The following is a 16,770-nucleotide window of genomic DNA, read 5'->3' as shown; positions in this document are numbered from 1 at the left end:
GCACTGTAAGGTGTGGAGTTGACTGGTACTAATACGCCGATCACTCATACAACCATTTTTTGTTGGTTGGTGTGTGCGAGTAACATTGTAGGTTTCACGAGACGTTTATTTACGAGTCACGTTATGTGTGGTGTTCGCGTTCGCTGTACGGTTCTTGGACCGCTACGCCGCTCTTAGAGGACTGTGAGGTTCTTGGGGTGGTTGGTGGTTTGTTGGTTTTGCGGTGGTGATAGTGGTGGGGAAACGCCCGGTTAACCGTTCCGATCCCGGTAGCTAAGCCCATTCGCGCTGATGGTACTGCAACTTGGTGGTTGTGGGAGAGTAAGTGACTGCCGCAATATTTTTTGATGGGTTTGGGGTCATTCCACTTTGTGGGGTGGCCCCTTTCTCGTATTCATGCCGTGGTGTGGGGTTGTGTTGGGGGTTGTCTCGTGTGTTGCGGGGTGGCCCCCTTTTTCTTGTATTCACGCCCTATTGTGGGGTGGTGCTCAAGTGTCGAGTCCCAGGAAACGACGAACCACTTCGGCGCCGGCGACCGCCACTGGATCCGGCCCCCGTACGATGTCCGAGGCTGCCAGAATCACGTGGTGTTCGGGGTGAGCGAGCCCGTCCTGTGCGATGGTGGTCTTGACCCCGTTGGGGGAGTACCCGAGCTTCTCTGAGACTCTGCGGCTCGCATCGTTTCCCTCGAAATATTCGGAATGAAAAGCGGTGGCATCGAAATGATCGGCAAACGCCGTAACGACAGCCCTTCGCATCTGAGTGCCGTAGCCGTTGCCCTGCTCGTGCAGGGCAAGCCACGATCCTGTCGAGACTGACTGGGTGCGGACGAAGTCTTTTGCACTTACTCCCTGTACACCGACAACTCGACCGTCGATCCTGGCGGTGAACTCAATCGTCCAGTCATCGACTCGGAAGTTCGCTCGTGTGCTCCATTGATATTGTGCGATTGACCGTGCTATTTCTTCACGAGAACCCGAATCCCAATTGATGAGAAAGGCTGCTATGCCGTGCCTGCGTACACCGCCGTCGGCGATGACGGCTAACTCCGGATAGTCGGACTCGCGCACCGGTGACAATTCCATAGCGCCGCACGTGATTCTCAGGGCAAAAGGCGGCCAGACATCTTCTAATTCCATATGTCGAGTCTAAACTCGTAATGGTTTCGGCAACGCGAATTTCCGAAACTCGCACTATATCAAATGTGCGCGTCGACACTGTAGTGTCCATTATTCGGGCGTATCAGCTCATGTTATGCGGCTCACGGTAGGTTGATCCCATGAGCTTACATCCATCACTGCAGCCAATCTTCGACACTGTGCTCCATCGCAATCCTGGAGAGTCGGAGTTTCATCAGGCGGTACAGGAAGTTCTCCATTCCCTGGGCCCTGTCGTTGACAAACACCCCGAATACCTCGAACTCTCAGCGTTCGAGCGCCTCTGCGAACCAGAGCGCCAGATCATCTTCCGGGTGCCTTGGATCGACGATCAGGGAGTCGTGCAGATCAACCGAGCATTCCGTGTTCAGTTCAACTCTGCTCTTGGCCCCTACAAGGGCGGTCTGCGTTTCCACCCATCGGTGAACCTGGGAATCGTGAAGTTCCTCGGCTTCGAACAGATCTTCAAGAACGCCATCACCGGTCTGCCCATCGGCGGCGGCAAAGGTGGCTCGGACTTCGACCCGAAGGGGCGCAGCGACCTCGAGGTCATGCGCTTCTGCCAGTCATTCATGACTGAGCTTTCCCGCCACATCGGCGAATACCGTGACGTCCCGGCTGGTGACATCGGGGTCGGCGGTAGGGAAATCGGCTACCTGTTCGGGCAGTACAAGCGGATGAAGAACGAGTACGAAGCTGGGGTTCTCACCGGCAAGGGTCTGTCCTATGGCGGCTCCATGGTCCGCACCGAGGCAACCGGCTTCGGCGTCGTGTACTTCCTTAAGGACATGCTCGCAGCAGCTAAGAAGAACATTGACGGACGCACTGTTTCGATCTCAGGATCGGGCAACGTCGCTGTGTTCGCAGCAGAGAAGGTCGAGGCCTTCGGCGGTACCGTCATCACCATGTCCGATTCCGGCGGGTTCATCCATGATCCTGATGGTATCGATACGGAGATCGTCAAGCGCATCAAGTTCGAAGAACGCGGTCGGATCTCCGAATACGTCGACGAACGCGGCGGCCGTGCCAAGTACTACGAAGGCGGCAACGTCTGGGACATCGAGGTCGACGTCGCGCTTCCCTGCGCTACGCAGAACGAACTCGATGAGGAGTCGGCGAAGACTCTCGTGCGCAATGGAGTCATCGCCCTCGCAGAAGGCGCGAACATGCCCTGTACGCCAGGGGCGGTGAGGACCTTCTCCGAGGCCGGTGTGCTCTTCGCCCCCGGCAAAGCGGCCAACGCCGGCGGCGTGGCCACCAGCGCATTGGAAATGCAGCAGAACGCCAGCCGCGACACCTGGGACTTCGACTTCACTGAAGCTCGTCTGGCCGAGATCATGGGAGATGTGCACGACAGCTGCGCCGTTGCGGCCGCGGAGTTCGGTTCACCCGGTGACTACGTCGCCGGGGCCAACATCGCTGGCTTCATCCGGGTCTCTGAAGCGATGCTCGCACAGGGCGTCGTCTGACCTCAGCGACAAGGCGCAGACAGCGTCCGGCAGCAAGCAGCGCACCGCGGCCCTCCGACTCTCAGACAGCTTCGCCCGAAGCCATCAAGAGTTCGGAGGGCCGCTGTCGTTGTCCTGGGTAGCTTGGGTCAGCGGGGCCCGATCGATCCGTAGGCCTTGCGCCACCTCAGCAGCGGTTTGTCCTTGCTGCTGTTCGCGCCGGCTCCCAAAGATACGACCTCCCCGACGACGAGGCTGTGTGTTGCCACTTCGAGGACCTCCGTGGTCCGCAGCTCGAACCACGCGATCGCATTCGTGAGCACAGGCTGACCCGAATGGGGTGCGGGAAATGTATCGATGCCTTTGAGCGAACCGTAGAGAGGCTGTCCTGACGCGCCCAGGCGTTCGGAGATGTCTCGCTGTGATGAGTTGAGCAAGGAGATGGCGTAATGTTCACTTGTCTCCAGCGTCTCCATCATGCGCGACCCGCCATAGATGCTGACTGCCATCGTCGGCGGATCATAGGACACGTCGAGGAACGAGTCGACGGTGATCGCGTGCAGGGCATTGCCGCGTTTGGCGGAGATCACAGCCACTGCGGCGGCAATATCGTCGCTGAGTTCGCGATAGCGTTCTGTGAGAGAATCCTCGTGAGTTCTGTCCATGGCACTCATTCTAGGGAACTACAATGGAGCCATGACCTATCCAGCATCAGGTGGTTCAGCAACAATCGAGCGTGAGCAGTCCGAACAACTTGTTGAACCCGGAGACCACGAACGTTTCAGCCACTACGCACCCAAAGACAAGATCATGGAATCCATGGTCACGGGCACACCGCTGATTGCCCTGTGCGGAAAGGTGTGGGTGCCTACGCGAGACCCCGAGCGGTTCCCCGTGTGTCCGCGTTGCAAAGAGATCTACTCCACCATGTCTGAAGGACCCAAGGAGTAAATGGCCGCGGAACGTCTCCCAGGGACATCCGCCGCCGAACAACTGCCACCGGCCTTTCCCGAGCGTGCTGCTTGGGGAACGGCCGGAAAGTTGCGCGCCTGGCAGGCTGAAGCCCTGGAACAGTACTTTCGGGATCAGCCGAAGGATTTTCTCGCGGTTGCGACACCGGGCGCAGGCAAGACGACATTCGCTCTGCGAGTCGCCGCCGAGCTGTTGGCTCAGCGCGTCGTCAACAGGGTCACCGTCGTCGCACCCACAGAACACCTCAAGGTGCAGTGGGCTGATTCCGCCTCCCGCGTCGGCATCAAACTCGACCCGCACTTCAAGAACGCCCAGGGCAAGCATGCCCCCGGCTATCACGGTGTGGCCATCACCTACGCGCAGGTGGCCGCAAAACCGGTGCTGCACCACAACCGCACTGCGGCAGGCCGCACCCTCGTCATCCTCGATGAGGTCCACCACGGAGGCGACGCACTGTCATGGGGCGATGCAGTACGGGAGGCGTTCGGCCCCGCTGTGCGCAGGCTCTCCCTGACCGGCACCCCTTTCCGATCGGATACGTCACCGATCCCATTCGTCACCTATGCTCCGGACGAGAACGGCATCCGCACCTCGGTGGCCGATTATTCCTACGGCTATGGGCGGGCGCTCAAGGACTCCGTCGTTCGTCCCGTCCTGTTCCTCGCCTATGCCGGTGCCATGTCCTGGCGGACCCGGGCCGGTGATGAGATGTCCCACGTGCTCGGCGAAGAGACGACGAAGGACATCAACTCCCAGGCGTGGCGGACTGCTCTCGACCCCGGTGGCGACTGGATCCCAGCCGTGCTCAAAGCAGCAGACCGACGACTGACAGAGGTCAGGCGGACCGTGCACGACGCCGGAGGCCTCGTCATCGCCACCGACCAGGACAACGCTCGAGCCTACGCCAAGGTGCTGCGCGAACTTACGGGCGAAGCACCCACGGTCGTCCTCTCCGACGAAGCAGGAGCTTCGGCACGGATCGAGGAGTTCCAGAACTCCACCGACCGATGGATGGTCGCCGTCCGTATGGTCTCCGAAGGCGTTGACGTGCCGCGACTGTGCGTGGGGGTCTATGCGACCTCCTCGGCGACTCCGCTCTTCTTCGCTCAGGCCATCGGACGTTTCGTGCGTGCACGCAAACGCGGTGAGACGGCCTCTGTGTTTTTGCCCTCCGTGCCGATCCTCCTTGCCCTGGCCAACACGATGGAAGTTGAACGGGACCACGCCCTCGACCGGCCGAAGAATGAGGACGAGAACGATGTCGTCGTCTTCGACGATCAGGCCATGGAACAGGCGAATCGTGAAGAGGGGGCCTCGGACCAGTTGGGCTCGTTTGAGGCACTGGGCGCCGAGGCGCTCTTCGACCGGGTGCTCTTCGACGGCGGCGAGTTCGGCACAGGCGGAGCGATCGGCTCCGAGGATGAACTCGACTTCATCGGCATACCCGGACTGCTGGAACCCGACCAGGTCCACGAACTGCTGCGGACCCAACAGGCGCGTCAGGCGAAACGGAAGACGGATGCGGCACCGCCGGCACCAGAACCCGAGATCAGCGAACTCGACCACCGGGCGATGAAAGAGGAGCGCAACCAGCTCCAGAGCCTCGTCGGTGCCTGGTCGCGCCGCACGGGAACACCACACGCGACAGTCCATGTCGAGTTGCGCAAAGCGTGCGGTGGTCCCGCAGTCGCACAGGCGACCCAGGTACAGATCCAGGCTCGGATCAAGAAACTGCAGGGCTGGTTCGTCGGCAAGAAATGACGCCTGACCGACTCTCTGGGGAGATCTCAGGTCAAACAGGCCGACCTCAGCTCAGACGAGTGGATCTGGAGTGCGACATGCCGACCTCAGCTCAGCTGGGTCCGGCCCCGGTCATTTGGGATAGAAGACTGTGGGGATCGCCGGTTCGCCGTCCTGCATGCGACGGGCCGAACGTGGCAGCTCGGCCAAGGACTCATCATGTCGAGCGCAGGCCTTCGTGACTCCCGCGGCACCGATATAGGACTCGTCGATCTCACCGTCGACGACGAGGTCAACAGTCAACGATCGGCCATCGCCGAGATCGTCCGGCAGAGTCGGGATGCCGACGGCCTCTTCGACCGCGATCGCACCATCGATGAGGCGCAGAGCGTCCTTGTGTCCTCCGCGCGAGGGTTTGCCGATGGAATTCTTCGCCACCGAGGTCCATGCCCCCGACTCGTCGGCACGAGCCACGAGCTTGTACACGAGCCCGGCGGCCGGAGCACCCGAGCCGGTGACCACTCGAGTACCGACGCCGTAGGAATCGACGGGGGAGGCAGCGAGAGCAGCGATCGCATATTCGTCGAGGTCGCTGGTGACCGTGATCGTCGTATCATGAGCGCCGAGGCGGTCGAGGCCTGCACGGACTTCGCTGGCCTGCTCGACGAGGTCGCCCGAGTCGATGCGCACCCCGCCCAGGTTCTGCCCGGCCAGGCGCACAGCCGTGGCCAACGCCTCCTCGACGTCGTAGGTGTCCAGGAGCAGCGTCGTGTCGGTACCCAAGGATCTGAGCTGAGCGGCGAAGGCCTCCTGCTCCGAATCGTGGAGCAGAGTGAAGGAATGAGCAGACGTGCCGATCGTGCGCAGGCCGTACCTGAGTCCGGCGGCGAGATTCGACGTCGAAGCGAAACCACCGATGACGGCCGCGCGCGCAGCGGCGACCGCGGCATGTTCGTTGGTGCGGCGACCACCCATCTCCGCGCAGGGCCGATCTCCTGCAGCCTGGGCCATACGCGAGGCCGCCGAGGCGACCGCACAGTCATAGTTCATCGCCGAGAGGATGAGCGTCTCGAGGATGACCCCCTCCGCGAAGGTGGATTCGATCGTCATCAGCGGCGAACCCGGGAAGTAGATCTCGCCCTCAGCGTACCCGCGGATGCTGCCGGAGAAGGAGTAGTCGGCCAACCAGTCGATGGTCTTCGAATCGACGATCTGCTCACGGCTGAGGAACGAGAGCTCCTCGTCGCCGAAGCGGAAGTCCCGGAGCATCTCGAGGATGCGGCCAGTGCCGGCAACGACTCCGTAGCGCCGACCGGCAGGCAGGCTGCGACCGAAGACTTCGAACAGGCTTCTGCGGTGAGCGGCGCCTGATTCCAGGGCTGCCTGGACCATCGTCAATTCGTACTGATCGGTGTAGAAAGCCGTCGAACCGGACCGTGTGAGATCACTCATAGGCGCGATACTACGTCACGACAGCGTCAGTGTTCTGCCGTATGGTGGAAACGTGAGCAATCCAACGACTCCAGTTCTGGAGCCGGATGTCGACATTCGACCGGCGACAGAACAAGCAAAGCCATGGAAGACCGTCGTCTTCAACGACCCCGTCAACCTCATGAGCTACGTCAGTTACGTCTTCCAAGCCTACTTCGGATATTCGACGGAGAAGGCGCATTCGCTGATGCTTGAAGTCCATGAGAACGGTCGCTCTGTCGTTGCCACAGGCGGACGTGAAGCCATGGAGAGGGACACCCAAGCCATGCACGAGTACGGTTTGTGGGCCGCGTGCCAACCTGAAACAGGATCCGACTGACACATGGCAGCAATTGACGCTCGTGGGGACGATGTCGTCCTCAAACTCGAGGACAACGAACGATCCCTCATGCTCACCGTATTCACCGACCTGGCAGCACTCCTGGCAGAAGACGACAATGAAGACGGCCGTCCCGATTCGGAGAACTGGGAGGCACGCCTGGGGCTAGTCGACCGGCCACGGCCACAGGACCCTGCGCTGCTGCGCCTCTTCCCCGACGTCGACCCCCTCGATGAGGAACGATCGCAGGAGTTCCGGCGCCTCACTGAGTTCGACCTCCAACAGGCGAAGGCTCATAACGTGCGCATCGTCCTCAACGGTCTGGCCAAGGGCCCCTCGATCGCTTTGAGCCATGATGAGGTTCTGGCCTGGATGAAGGGCCTCAACGACCTGCGCCTGGTCCTGGCCGTTCGCATGGGCATCGACACGGAGGAGGCTCAAGAGGAGAAATATGCTCACCGCGACGACCTTGATGAGTCCGAAGATCTGACACTGACCCTGTACGACTTCGTGACCTGGATTCAGGACCGACTCACCACTACCTTGCTCAGCGATCTGCCGGGGGACGACGACGAATGAAACTCACTGCCATCGGCACGGCCGGCTCTTTCCCCGGGCCCAACGCGGCAGCCAGCTGCTATCTCATCGAAACCGAGGAGCAATCACCGACGCGCATCGTGCTCGACCTCGGTTCCGGGGCATTGAGCCCCTTGCAGCGCGCCGTCGATACGGATGGGCTGACCGCGGTCGTGCTCAGCCACCTGCACCCCGATCACTGCATGGACATGACTGGGCTGTACGTCAAGCACTGCTACGACCCGAAGTTCTTCAACGGCAACGTCTCCGACACCGGATCGATCCGCACGAGGACGAACGTCCTCGCCCCGGCCGGCGCACAAGAACGACTGACCCGGGCCTACTACACGGACCCCGGGAAGTCCCCAGTCGCCGCCAGCGCGCATGACACTGACCTCAGCCATGCCTTCGACTTCGCTGACCTCGACCACGGGACCAGCCATCAGGTGGGAAGCCTGCAGATCGAGTCCTTCCTCGTCGACCACCCGGTTGAGGCCTACGCCCTGCGAATCACAGACGCCAAGGGCTCGGTGATCACCTATTCCGGTGACAGCGACGAATGCGACAACCTCGTCGACGCGGCCCGTGGAGCAGACCTGTTCCTCTGCGAAGCTGCCTTCCAGGAAGACCGCGACAGCGCTCGCGGCATCCACCTCACCGGCAAACGTGCTGGACGAGTCGCTCAGGCCGCAGATGCCAAATCCCTCGTCCTGACTCACATTCCCTCCTGGACGGACTGCTCCATCGTCCGTGGCGAAGCCGCCCGCGAATACCGTGGGCCCATCGAACTGGCCAAACCGGGCAACAGTTGGACCGTGTGACACATCGCGGCGATCTACGCCGACGGGTCCGCTGAAAGACCAGCCTGAATTCCCACAGACCAGACCAGATCAGCAAAGATCAGCACCGACTATCGAAAGAGGCACACAGTGCGCGCAGACGGACGAACCGCCGATGAACTCCGCGAAGTGACCATCACCCGAAATTGGATCAACACCGCCGAAGGATCCGCCCTCCTGGAATTCGGCAATACCCGCGTTCTGGTTGCGGCTTCGCTGACCGCTGGCGTGCCGCGTTGGCTCAAGGGGCAGGGTCGAGGCTGGGTCACAGCCGAATACGCGATGCTGCCGCGCGCCACGGATTCGCGCAACACCCGTGAATCCGTCAAAGGCAAACTCGGCGGACGCACACATGAGATCTCCCGCCTCATCGGCCGGAGCCTGCGAGCTGTCATCGACCTCGAGAAGCTCGGTGAGAACACCCTCGTCCTCGACTGCGACGTCCTCCAGGCCGACGGCGGCACTCGAACTGCATCGATCACGGGCGCCTACGTGGCACTGGCCGACGCGATCGACAAGGGGCGTTCAACGGGCATCATCCCGGCCGCGAACAACCCGATCAAGGATTCGATCGCCGCGATCAGCGTCGGCATCATCGACGGTGAGCCCGTCCTCGATCTGCCCTACGTCGAAGACTCGCGTGCCGATACCGATATGAACGTCGTCATGACCGGCAGCGGACAGTTCGTCGAGGTCCAGGGCACCGCAGAAGGTACCCCCTTCGACCGTGAGGAACTGGGCCGCCTGCTCGATCTCGCAGCCAAGGGCTGCACCGACCTCACCCGCATCCAGACCGAGGTACTGGGCAGATGACCACCTTCGTGCTGGCCACCCACAACGACGGGAAGAGACGCGAACTCCTCGCGATCCTCCTTCCCGCATTGGGGGAGGACACCCACGTCATCACCGCCGCCGAGGCAGGTCTCGGCGACATCCCGGAAACCGGAGTCACCTTCGCAGAGAACGCCCTGATCAAGGCCCGTGCCGCAGCGCAGGCCACCGGCCAGACCTCCATCGCCGACGATTCAGGGATTGCCGTGGACGTTCTGGGCGGGGCGCCGGGAATCTTCTCCGCCAGATGGGCGGGCCGACACGGGGACGATCGGGCCAACCTCGAGCTTCTGCTCGCCCAGCTGTCGGACATCTCCAGCGAACATCGCGGGGCGCAGTTCCGCTGCGCCGCCGCAGCAGTCACCCCCGACGGCCGCGAATTCTCAGCCGAGGGAGTCATGCCAGGACGTCTGGCCACGAGCCCGTCGGGAGAGCACGGGTTCGGCTATGACCCGATCTTCGTACCCGACGGGGGCGACATCAGTGCGGCGCAGATGACACCCGAGGAGAAGAACTCCCGGTCACACCGGAGGGTCGCTTTCGACAAGCTCGCAGCAGTCCTCGCCGCACAGACAGGGCTCTGAGGCCGGCTCATCGAGCTCCGGACAGCTACCGGAGTCTGCTCGTCCGCTTTTCCACGATATGAATTCCGGCGCTTTCGCTGGTGAGAACTTCAGCTAAACTGGCGATGTCGGTGCACATCTGTGCAACAACCGGTCAGAGAAGACGAATGAACCAGTGTGGGTTCGTGAATTTGGGAGAGCGATGAAGACTCCGCGTGTCAGTTCGTGGATGGCAGCCGTGGTTGCCTCGAGCCTGTTCCTGGCAGGCTGTTCGGCGGGAGCTTCGGACTCCGGCGAGCAGGCGAAGAAGGACTCGATGACCATCGCCTTCACCGCTGAACCCGTCAACCTCGACTTCACCTCCACCTCAGGGATCGCCATCCCCGAGGCACTGATGGAGAACGTCTACGAATCTCTCGTCCGCGTCGACGGTGAGGGAGAGATCCAACCGGGCCTGGCCGAGGACTGGGACGTGTCCGAGGACCGCAAGACCTACACCTTCCATCTGCAGAAGGGGGTGAAGTTCTCCAACGGCGCCGACCTCACAAGCGAGGACGTGAAGTTCTCCTACGAACGAGTGCAGAACGATTGGAAGAACGCACTGAAGTCCAAGATGGACGTCGTTGATTCGATCGAGACTCCGGATGACCTCACCGTCAAGATCTCACTCAAGAAGCCCTCGAACACGTGGCTGTTCAATATGAGCAGCCTCGTCGGAGCCGTCTTCGACACCGAAGGCACCGACGATCTGCCTAACGAAGCCATCGGCACGGGACCCTTCGCCATCGAGAAGTTCAGCCGCGGTCAGTCGATCGACTTCGCAGCACGCGACGACTACTGGGGTGAGAAGCCGGCAGTCAGCAAGGTCCAGTTCAAATACTTCAAAGACGCCGTTTCGGCCTCGAATGCCTTGAAATCCGGAGAGATCGACGTCGTCTCCAACCTCCAGGCCCCCGAACTGGCCGGCGAATTCCAGAGCAGCGACTACCAGATCATCTCCGGCACCACGAACGGTGAAGTCGTGCTCTCAATGAACAACGCGAAGGGCATCTTCAAAGACAAGAAGGCGCGCGAGGCGGTCATGCATGCCATCGACCGCAAGGCAGTCCTCGACACCGCCTGGGCCGGCTACGGAGAGCTCATCGGTTCAATGGTTCCGCCGACAGACCCGTACTATGAGGACCTGACAAAGGTCTGGGACTACGACCCGGCGAAGGCCAAAGACCTCGTCAGGGAAGCCGGCATCGAGGGGGAGACATTCGCCTTCACCGTGCCGAACCTGCCGTATGCGAAGGCGATCTCCGAGATCGTGTCCGCACAGCTTGCCGAGGTCGGACTCAAAGCCGACATCGAGACGCAGGAATTCCCCGCAGTCTGGCTGGACAAGACCTTCACCGAGCACAAGTTCGACATGTCGGTGATCAACCATGCGGAGCCCCGTGACATCCTCACCGTCTTCTCCAACGACTACTACATCGGCTACGACGACTCGAAGACCAAGAAGATCGCGGAGAAAGCTGACACCGGGACAGAAGAGGAATATGTCTCAGGGATGAAGGAGATTGCGAAGACGATCACCGAAGACGCAGCCTCGGACTTCCTGTTCCTGTTCCCGAACCTCGTCATCGCCAAAGCCGAGGTCGCCGGAATCCCCGCAAACAGGGTCTCCGACTCATTCCGGATCGCGGATCTGAGTTGGAACTGAAGTACCCTCACCCATGATCACCTATGTCGCCAACCGTGCGATCCAGTTCGTTCTGGCGCTGATCGTCGCCTCTGTGGTGGTCTTTGCACTCATGAGCATCCTGCCCGGCAACGCCGCGCAGGTCGCTCTGGGAACGAATGCCACACCTGATGCGGTGGCAGCTCTCGAAGCTCAGTACGGTCTCGACCAGCCGCCGGTCATCCGCTATTTCAATTGGGTCGTGGGCATGCTCAGCGGCGACTTCGGAACCTCATATGTGACCGGGGCCGCGATCACCCCGGTCATCGTCGGCAGCGTCCAGGTCACCGCGATTCTCGTCATCGCCGCGATCATTCTCGCGATCGTCATCGCCGTTCCCCTGGGTACCTTCGCAGCCCTCGAACAGCGCAACTGGATCGGTGTCACGATCTCCGCGCTGAGCCAGATCGGCATCGCCGTGCCGAACTTCCTGGCCGCCATCATCCTCGTCATCATCTTCTCCCTGACGCTCGGCTGGTTCCCCTCCCAGGGGTGGATGGCCCCGGTCGAAGGATTCGGCGGGTTCCTCATCCGTCTGGTGCTTCCCGTCGTGTCTCTGGCGCTCGTCCAGGCTGCGATCCTCACCCGGTACGTGAGATCGGCGGTCCTCGACGTCATGCGTGAGGACTACATCCGCACCGCCCGGGCCAAAGGCCTGACCCGAACCAAGGCCCTGTTCGTCCACGGACTGCGCAATGCCGCCATTCCTGTCATCACCGTGGCCGGGGTTCAGCTCGCGACGCTCCTCGTCGGTGCCGTCATCATCGAACAGATCTTCGTCATCCCCGGCATCGGCTCCGAACTCGTCCGAGCCGTGGCCAATCGCGACCTCGTCACAGTCCAGGGAATCGTCATGGTCCTCGTCTTCCTCGTGCTCATCATCAACCTCATCGTCGACGTGCTGTATCCGATCGTCGACCCTCGGATCAGGAACGCGTCATGAGCGGGATCCCGAGCACCACCTCGGCGGGGGATGCCCCCGTGGATCGGGGCAGTCGTACGAAGCTTCGGCTCAACGCCTCGATGATCATCGGTGCCATTCTCATCCTCCTCATCGTCGCGCTCGCACTCGTGTCCTTCGTGTGGACACCCTACGGTCCCAGCGCAGTCGATCCGGCCGCACGGCTGCAGTCTTCGAGCCCCGAGCACCCCTTCGGCACCGACAAATTCGGCCGCGACACCCTGACATGGATCATGTACGGTGCCCGAATCACCCTCATGGTCGGAATCGTGGCCGTCGGCATCGCCGTGCTCATCGGCACACCCATCGGCATCATCGCCGCAGTCTTCGCACAGTACCCGTGGGGTGCGTGGCTGAGTGCAGTGATCATGCGCGCCAACGACATCCTGCTCGCCTTCCCTGCACTGCTTCTGGCGATCGTCTTCGCCGCCGTCTACCAACCGGGCACGGGACCGGCCATGGTGGCCGTGGGAATCGCTGCCATTCCCGGGTTCGCCCGCGTCGCCCGCTCGGGCACGATGCAGGTACTCGGCTCCGAATATGTGCGCGCGGCCAAGGCCTCGAACCGGAGCGCCCCGGCGATCGCGATCGTCCACGTCCTGCCCAACATCGCCGGAATGGTCATCGTGCAGGCCTCTGTGGCATTCGCGATCTCCGTCCTCGCCGAGGCGGGCCTGTCCTTCCTGGGACTGGGCACGCAGGCTCCCGTGCCGTCCTGGGGACGGATGCTGCAGGAGTCCCAGCAGTTCCTGTCCACTCAGCCGCTGCTGGCGCTGTGGCCCGGACTGTTCATTGCCCTCGCCGTGCTCGGGTTCAACCTCCTCGGCGACGGACTCCGCGACCGATTCGACCCGAAGATGGAGGCTCGCGGCAATGGCTGAGAACCTGCTCGAGGTCCGCAACCTCACCATCACTCCAGCAGGTGCCTCGGCGCCTGTTCTCCACAACGTGTCTCTGAGCCTGGCCCCCGGTGAGAGGGTCGGACTCATCGGCGAATCAGGGTCGGGAAAGTCACTGACGGCACAGTCTGTGATGGGACTGCTGCCCGAAGAGCTGCGGGCGCAGGGCACCGTGTCGCTCCAGGGCTTTGCCGGAAACATCCTTGATGCGAAGGAGAGGACCCTCGCCAAGATGCGTTCGGACCTCGTGTCCATGGTGTTCCAGGAGCCGATGAGCGCACTCAACCCGCTGATGCGCATCGGCGACCAGATCGCCGAGGTGCTTCGCATCCATGGTGAAGTGGCCCGCGGTGACATTCCCGGACGAGTCCTCGACCTGCTGACTAGCGTGCACATGCCCGATCCGAACAGTGCCCGCTACGCCTACCCGCACCAGATGTCGGGCGGTCAGCGACAGCGTGTGATGTTGGCCATCGCCCTGGCGAACTCGCCGCGGCTGCTCATCTGCGACGAGCCGACCACCGCACTCGACGTCACGGTGCAGAAGCACATGCTCGACCTCATCTCCGAACGCGTCGCTGCAGTGCAGGCAGGACTGCTCTTCATCACCCACGACCTGGCCGTCGTCGCCGGAGTCTGTGACAGGGTCATCGTCATGTACGCCGGTCGCATCGTCGAGACCGGGAGCGTGGAGCAGATCTTCACCGACCCACAGCACGAATACACTCGCGGACTGCTGGCATCCTCTGACCTCGATGCCACCGACGCGCACGGGAAGCTCTTCACTCTCAAGACCGCACTGTCATACGCCGGACCGATTGACGAGGCGGGACCGATTGACGAAGCAAGGTCAGGTGAGGACGTTGCGTCGGACGACGAGGACGAGCAGTCCGATGGGCCAGCCGTTGTGCGAGAGCCGGCACCCGCCTCGGCGGGGGAAGCATCCACAGGCGACGGATCCGCACCGCTCATCGACGTCAGCGGAGTTTCGAAGCACTTCCGCTCGCGAGGCCTGCTGCTGCGACGACGATCCCCAGTTCGCGCACTCGATGACATCAGCTTCAGCGTCGCTTCCGGACAGCGCCTGGGAATCGTGGGGGAGTCGGGGTCGGGCAAATCGACCTTGCTCAACCTTCTCTCCGGATTGGATCGTCCGACCTCAGGGCATGTGCGGGTCGGCGACATCCGTGTGGAGTCGGCGAGCTCATCGGCGCTGAGGTCGCTGCGCGAGGATCTGCAGATCGTCTTCCAAGATCCCTTCGCCTCCCTCGACCCCCGCATGCGGGTCGAAGACATCGTCTCCGAACCTCTCATCGCACGCGGTATCGCACGAGAAGAGCGACTCGCCAGGGTCGAGGAGATGCTGCTGGCCGTGGATCTGGACGCAAAGGCGATGCGCCGCTATCCGCACCAATTCTCCGGCGGACAACGACAGAGGATCTCGATCGCCCGGGCGCTGGTGACCCGGCCACAGATCCTGGTCGCCGATGAACCAGTCTCCGCCCTCGACGTCTCCGTGCGCTCCCAGGTCCTCAACCTGCTCACCGACCTCGTCGATGACTACGCGCTGACCCTGCTCTTCGTCTCCCACGATCTCGGCGTCGTCAAACACCTCTGCTCCGACGTCATCGTCATGAAGGACGGGCACATCGTCGAATCAGGGTCGAAAGAGGACATCTACGCCCACCCACGTGAGGAATACACCCGCAGCCTCATCGCGGCCACCCCCAGCCTGGCCGGTGCGCTTGCCTCAGCCACCTGAGTCCGCCCCGGCGCCACTGACCTCGATATGCCACAGAAGAAAGGACGGCAGATGAGCCACACCACGCTTGCCGACCACACAGCAGAAGCCATGACCAGCGGCTACTCCTCGGGAGACTTCGATCCACTCGAGGTCCTCTCCGCAGTCGTGGACCGGATGGACGAATGCGAACCCGTCATCAACGCCCTCCACCACCGCGACGATGAGCGCTCCCGAGCTGCAGCAGAAGCCAGCGCCACCCGTTGGCGTGAGGGCCGATCTCTGAGCCCCCTCGACGGGGTCCCGGTCACGATCAAGGAGAACATCGCCCGCAGCGCAGTGGCGATGCCCAGCGGGCATGCCTGGGTCGAGGTGCCGGTGTCGACTCACGACGCGCCCATCACGCAGCGACTCGAAGAAGCCGGCGCGGTCATCATCGGATCGACGACGATGCCCGACTGGGGCATGCTCTCCTCCGGCGTCTCCTCACTGCACGGCATCACCCGCTCACCCCTCGATCCGAGCCTGACCACCGGCGGTTCGAGCGCAGGCGCAGGTGCCTCCGCCGCAGCCGGCTACGGTCCCATCCACATCGGTTCCGACATCGGCGGCTCGATCCGCCTGCCCTGCACCTGGCTGGGACTGGCAGGCCTCAAACCCAGCTTCGGCCGGGTTCCGCTCGACGCCCCGTACATGGGCCGATGCGCCGGGCCGCTGGCCAGAACGATGGCCGACGTCAAGGCCGCGATGGACGTCATCTCCGCCCCCGACGACCGTGACTACTCCAGCCTGCCAGTCTCCGCCGACGAGGCTTCCGACCGTCCCGACTTCGACCCGAAGGGGATGAAGATCGGACTCCAGCTCGATGCCGGATGCGGAGAACCCGTCAGCCCGGAGATCGTGTCCACCATCGCCGAGGCTGCTGACCGCTTCGCACAAGCCGGAGCCGTCGTCGACACCGTCACCCCGTTCATCGATGATGAGCTGCTGAGAGACATGGACCTGTTCTGGCGTGTGCGCTCATGGAGTGACCTCCGCGCCCTGCCAGTAGAGGAACAGGCCCTCATCCTGCCCTATATCCAGCAATGGGCCCAGGGAGGGGCCGACGTCACGGGACTGCGCCTCATGGAGTGCTACCACAGCGTGCAGGAGATCAGACGTCGCAGCGTGGCAGCCACAGCAGCCTACGACCTTGTCATCTCGCCCGTCTCACCCGATGCAGCGTTTCCAGCCGAACAGCCCATGCCCTACCCGAAGGTCGACGAACCGATGGGACACATCGGCTTCACCATGCCCTACAACATGTCGGAACAGCCAGCAGGTGCCGTCCTCGCCGGCTACACGAAGGACGGGCGCACCATCGGCGCTCAGATCTCGGGACGTCGTTTCGCCGATGAGCTCGTGATGGCGGCCGGGTCCTGGTTCGAACGGGCAGCAGGAGTGCCGACGCCTGTCCGGGCTTCGATGAGCTGACGACGACACAAAGGAGGGCCTGAGTTCTGCAGAACTC

General features: G+C 62.4%; 16 protein-coding genes and 1 rRNA gene. 14 read left to right on the top strand and 3 right to left on the bottom strand.

Annotation, left to right across the window (positions count from 1 at the left end; genetic code table 11):
* Positions 1-219 precede the first annotated feature (219 nt).
* Positions 220-338: ribosomal RNA gene (gene rrf / locus ACE03M_RS12960) — 5S ribosomal RNA — on the top strand.
* Positions 339-488: 150 nt separating this feature from the next.
* On the opposite strand, the gene ACE03M_RS12955 is transcribed toward rrf, so the two are convergent.
* The gene (locus ACE03M_RS12955) at positions 489-1,139 is read right to left on the bottom strand and encodes a GNAT family N-acetyltransferase (protein ID WP_485934301.1); all 651 of its coding nucleotides are present in this window, start codon (positions 1,137-1,139) and stop codon (positions 489-491) included.
* Positions 1,140-1,279: 140 nt separating this feature from the next.
* Between ACE03M_RS12955 and gdhA the strand changes: the two genes are divergently transcribed.
* On the top strand, positions 1,280-2,626 hold the full coding sequence (gene gdhA, locus ACE03M_RS12950) for an NADP-specific glutamate dehydrogenase (RefSeq protein WP_143921013.1): 1,347 nt from the start codon (positions 1,280-1,282) through the stop codon (positions 2,624-2,626).
* A gap of 128 nt (positions 2,627-2,754) precedes the next feature.
* Here gdhA and ACE03M_RS12945 read toward each other — a convergent pair whose 3' ends face one another.
* Positions 2,755-3,270 carry a flavin reductase family protein gene (locus tag ACE03M_RS12945; RefSeq protein ID WP_143921014.1) on the bottom strand — a complete coding sequence of 172 codons (516 nt, stop codon included), beginning with the start codon at positions 3,268-3,270 and terminating at the stop codon, positions 2,755-2,757.
* 31 nt (positions 3,271-3,301) lie between these two features.
* On the opposite strand from ACE03M_RS12945, the gene ACE03M_RS12940 reads away from it, so the two are divergent.
* Together ACE03M_RS12940 and ACE03M_RS12935 are read left to right on the top strand one after the other, a co-directional pair.
* Complete coding sequence (locus ACE03M_RS12940; protein ID WP_096160529.1) at positions 3,302-3,556, top strand: DUF3039 domain-containing protein; 255 nt, start codon at positions 3,302-3,304, stop codon at positions 3,554-3,556.
* A complete protein-coding gene (locus ACE03M_RS12935) occupies positions 3,557-5,338 on the top strand; it encodes a DEAD/DEAH box helicase (protein ID WP_143921015.1) in 1,782 nt (593 codons plus the stop codon).
* 111 nt (positions 5,339-5,449) lie between these two features.
* On the opposite strand, the gene ACE03M_RS12930 is transcribed toward ACE03M_RS12935, so the two are convergent.
* Positions 5,450-6,769, bottom strand: coding sequence for a nicotinate phosphoribosyltransferase (locus ACE03M_RS12930; RefSeq protein ID WP_143921016.1), 1,320 nt, complete (start codon positions 6,767-6,769; stop codon positions 5,450-5,452).
* A 52-nt stretch (positions 6,770-6,821) separates the two neighbouring features.
* Between ACE03M_RS12930 and clpS the strand changes: the two genes are divergently transcribed.
* The 10 genes from clpS (at position 6,822) to ACE03M_RS12880 (ending at position 16,733) form a co-directional block, all read left to right on the top strand.
* Positions 6,822-7,127, top strand: a complete 306-nt coding sequence (gene clpS / locus ACE03M_RS12925) for an ATP-dependent Clp protease adapter ClpS (RefSeq protein WP_143921017.1) — start codon at positions 6,822-6,824, stop codon at positions 7,125-7,127.
* Positions 7,128-7,130: 3 nt separating this feature from the next.
* Complete coding sequence (locus ACE03M_RS12920; protein WP_143921018.1) at positions 7,131-7,706, top strand: DUF2017 family protein; 576 nt, start codon at positions 7,131-7,133, stop codon at positions 7,704-7,706.
* Complete coding sequence (locus ACE03M_RS12915; protein WP_143921019.1) at positions 7,703-8,524, top strand: MBL fold metallo-hydrolase; 822 nt, start codon at positions 7,703-7,705, stop codon at positions 8,522-8,524. Before ACE03M_RS12920 ends, ACE03M_RS12915 begins: the two co-directional genes overlap by 4 nt.
* Before the next feature lie 108 nt (positions 8,525-8,632).
* Positions 8,633-9,355: a ribonuclease PH gene (gene rph / locus ACE03M_RS12910; protein ID WP_485934297.1), complete on the top strand. Its 723-nt coding sequence runs from the start codon at positions 8,633-8,635 to the stop codon at positions 9,353-9,355.
* Positions 9,352-9,957 carry an RdgB/HAM1 family non-canonical purine NTP pyrophosphatase gene (gene rdgB / locus ACE03M_RS12905; RefSeq protein ID WP_143921021.1) on the top strand — a complete coding sequence of 202 codons (606 nt, stop codon included), beginning with the start codon at positions 9,352-9,354 and terminating at the stop codon, positions 9,955-9,957. Before rph ends, rdgB begins: the two co-directional genes overlap by 4 nt.
* Before the next feature lie 181 nt (positions 9,958-10,138).
* Entirely contained in the window at positions 10,139-11,641 is a 1,503-nt protein-coding gene (locus tag ACE03M_RS12900) for an ABC transporter substrate-binding protein (protein WP_485934296.1), read from the top strand.
* 13 nt (positions 11,642-11,654) lie between these two features.
* Positions 11,655-12,602, top strand: coding sequence for an ABC transporter permease (locus ACE03M_RS12895; protein ID WP_143921023.1), 948 nt, complete (start codon positions 11,655-11,657; stop codon positions 12,600-12,602).
* On the top strand, positions 12,599-13,501 hold the full coding sequence (locus ACE03M_RS12890) for an ABC transporter permease (RefSeq protein WP_485934295.1): 903 nt from the start codon (positions 12,599-12,601) through the stop codon (positions 13,499-13,501). Before ACE03M_RS12895 ends, ACE03M_RS12890 begins: the two co-directional genes overlap by 4 nt.
* Positions 13,494-15,281, top strand: coding sequence for a dipeptide ABC transporter ATP-binding protein (locus ACE03M_RS12885; protein WP_485934293.1), 1,788 nt, complete (start codon positions 13,494-13,496; stop codon positions 15,279-15,281). The genes ACE03M_RS12890 and ACE03M_RS12885 overlap by 8 nt, the downstream gene beginning before the upstream one ends.
* Before the next feature lie 51 nt (positions 15,282-15,332).
* Entirely contained in the window at positions 15,333-16,733 is a 1,401-nt protein-coding gene (locus tag ACE03M_RS12880) for an amidase (protein ID WP_485934292.1), read from the top strand.
* Positions 16,734-16,770 lie beyond the last annotated feature (37 nt).

The sequence above is a fragment of the Brevibacterium sp. AGC70 genome (assembly GCF_057334195.1).
The sequence above is the reverse complement of the archived record's forward strand: the minus strand, read 5'-3'. Positions and strand labels throughout refer to the sequence as shown.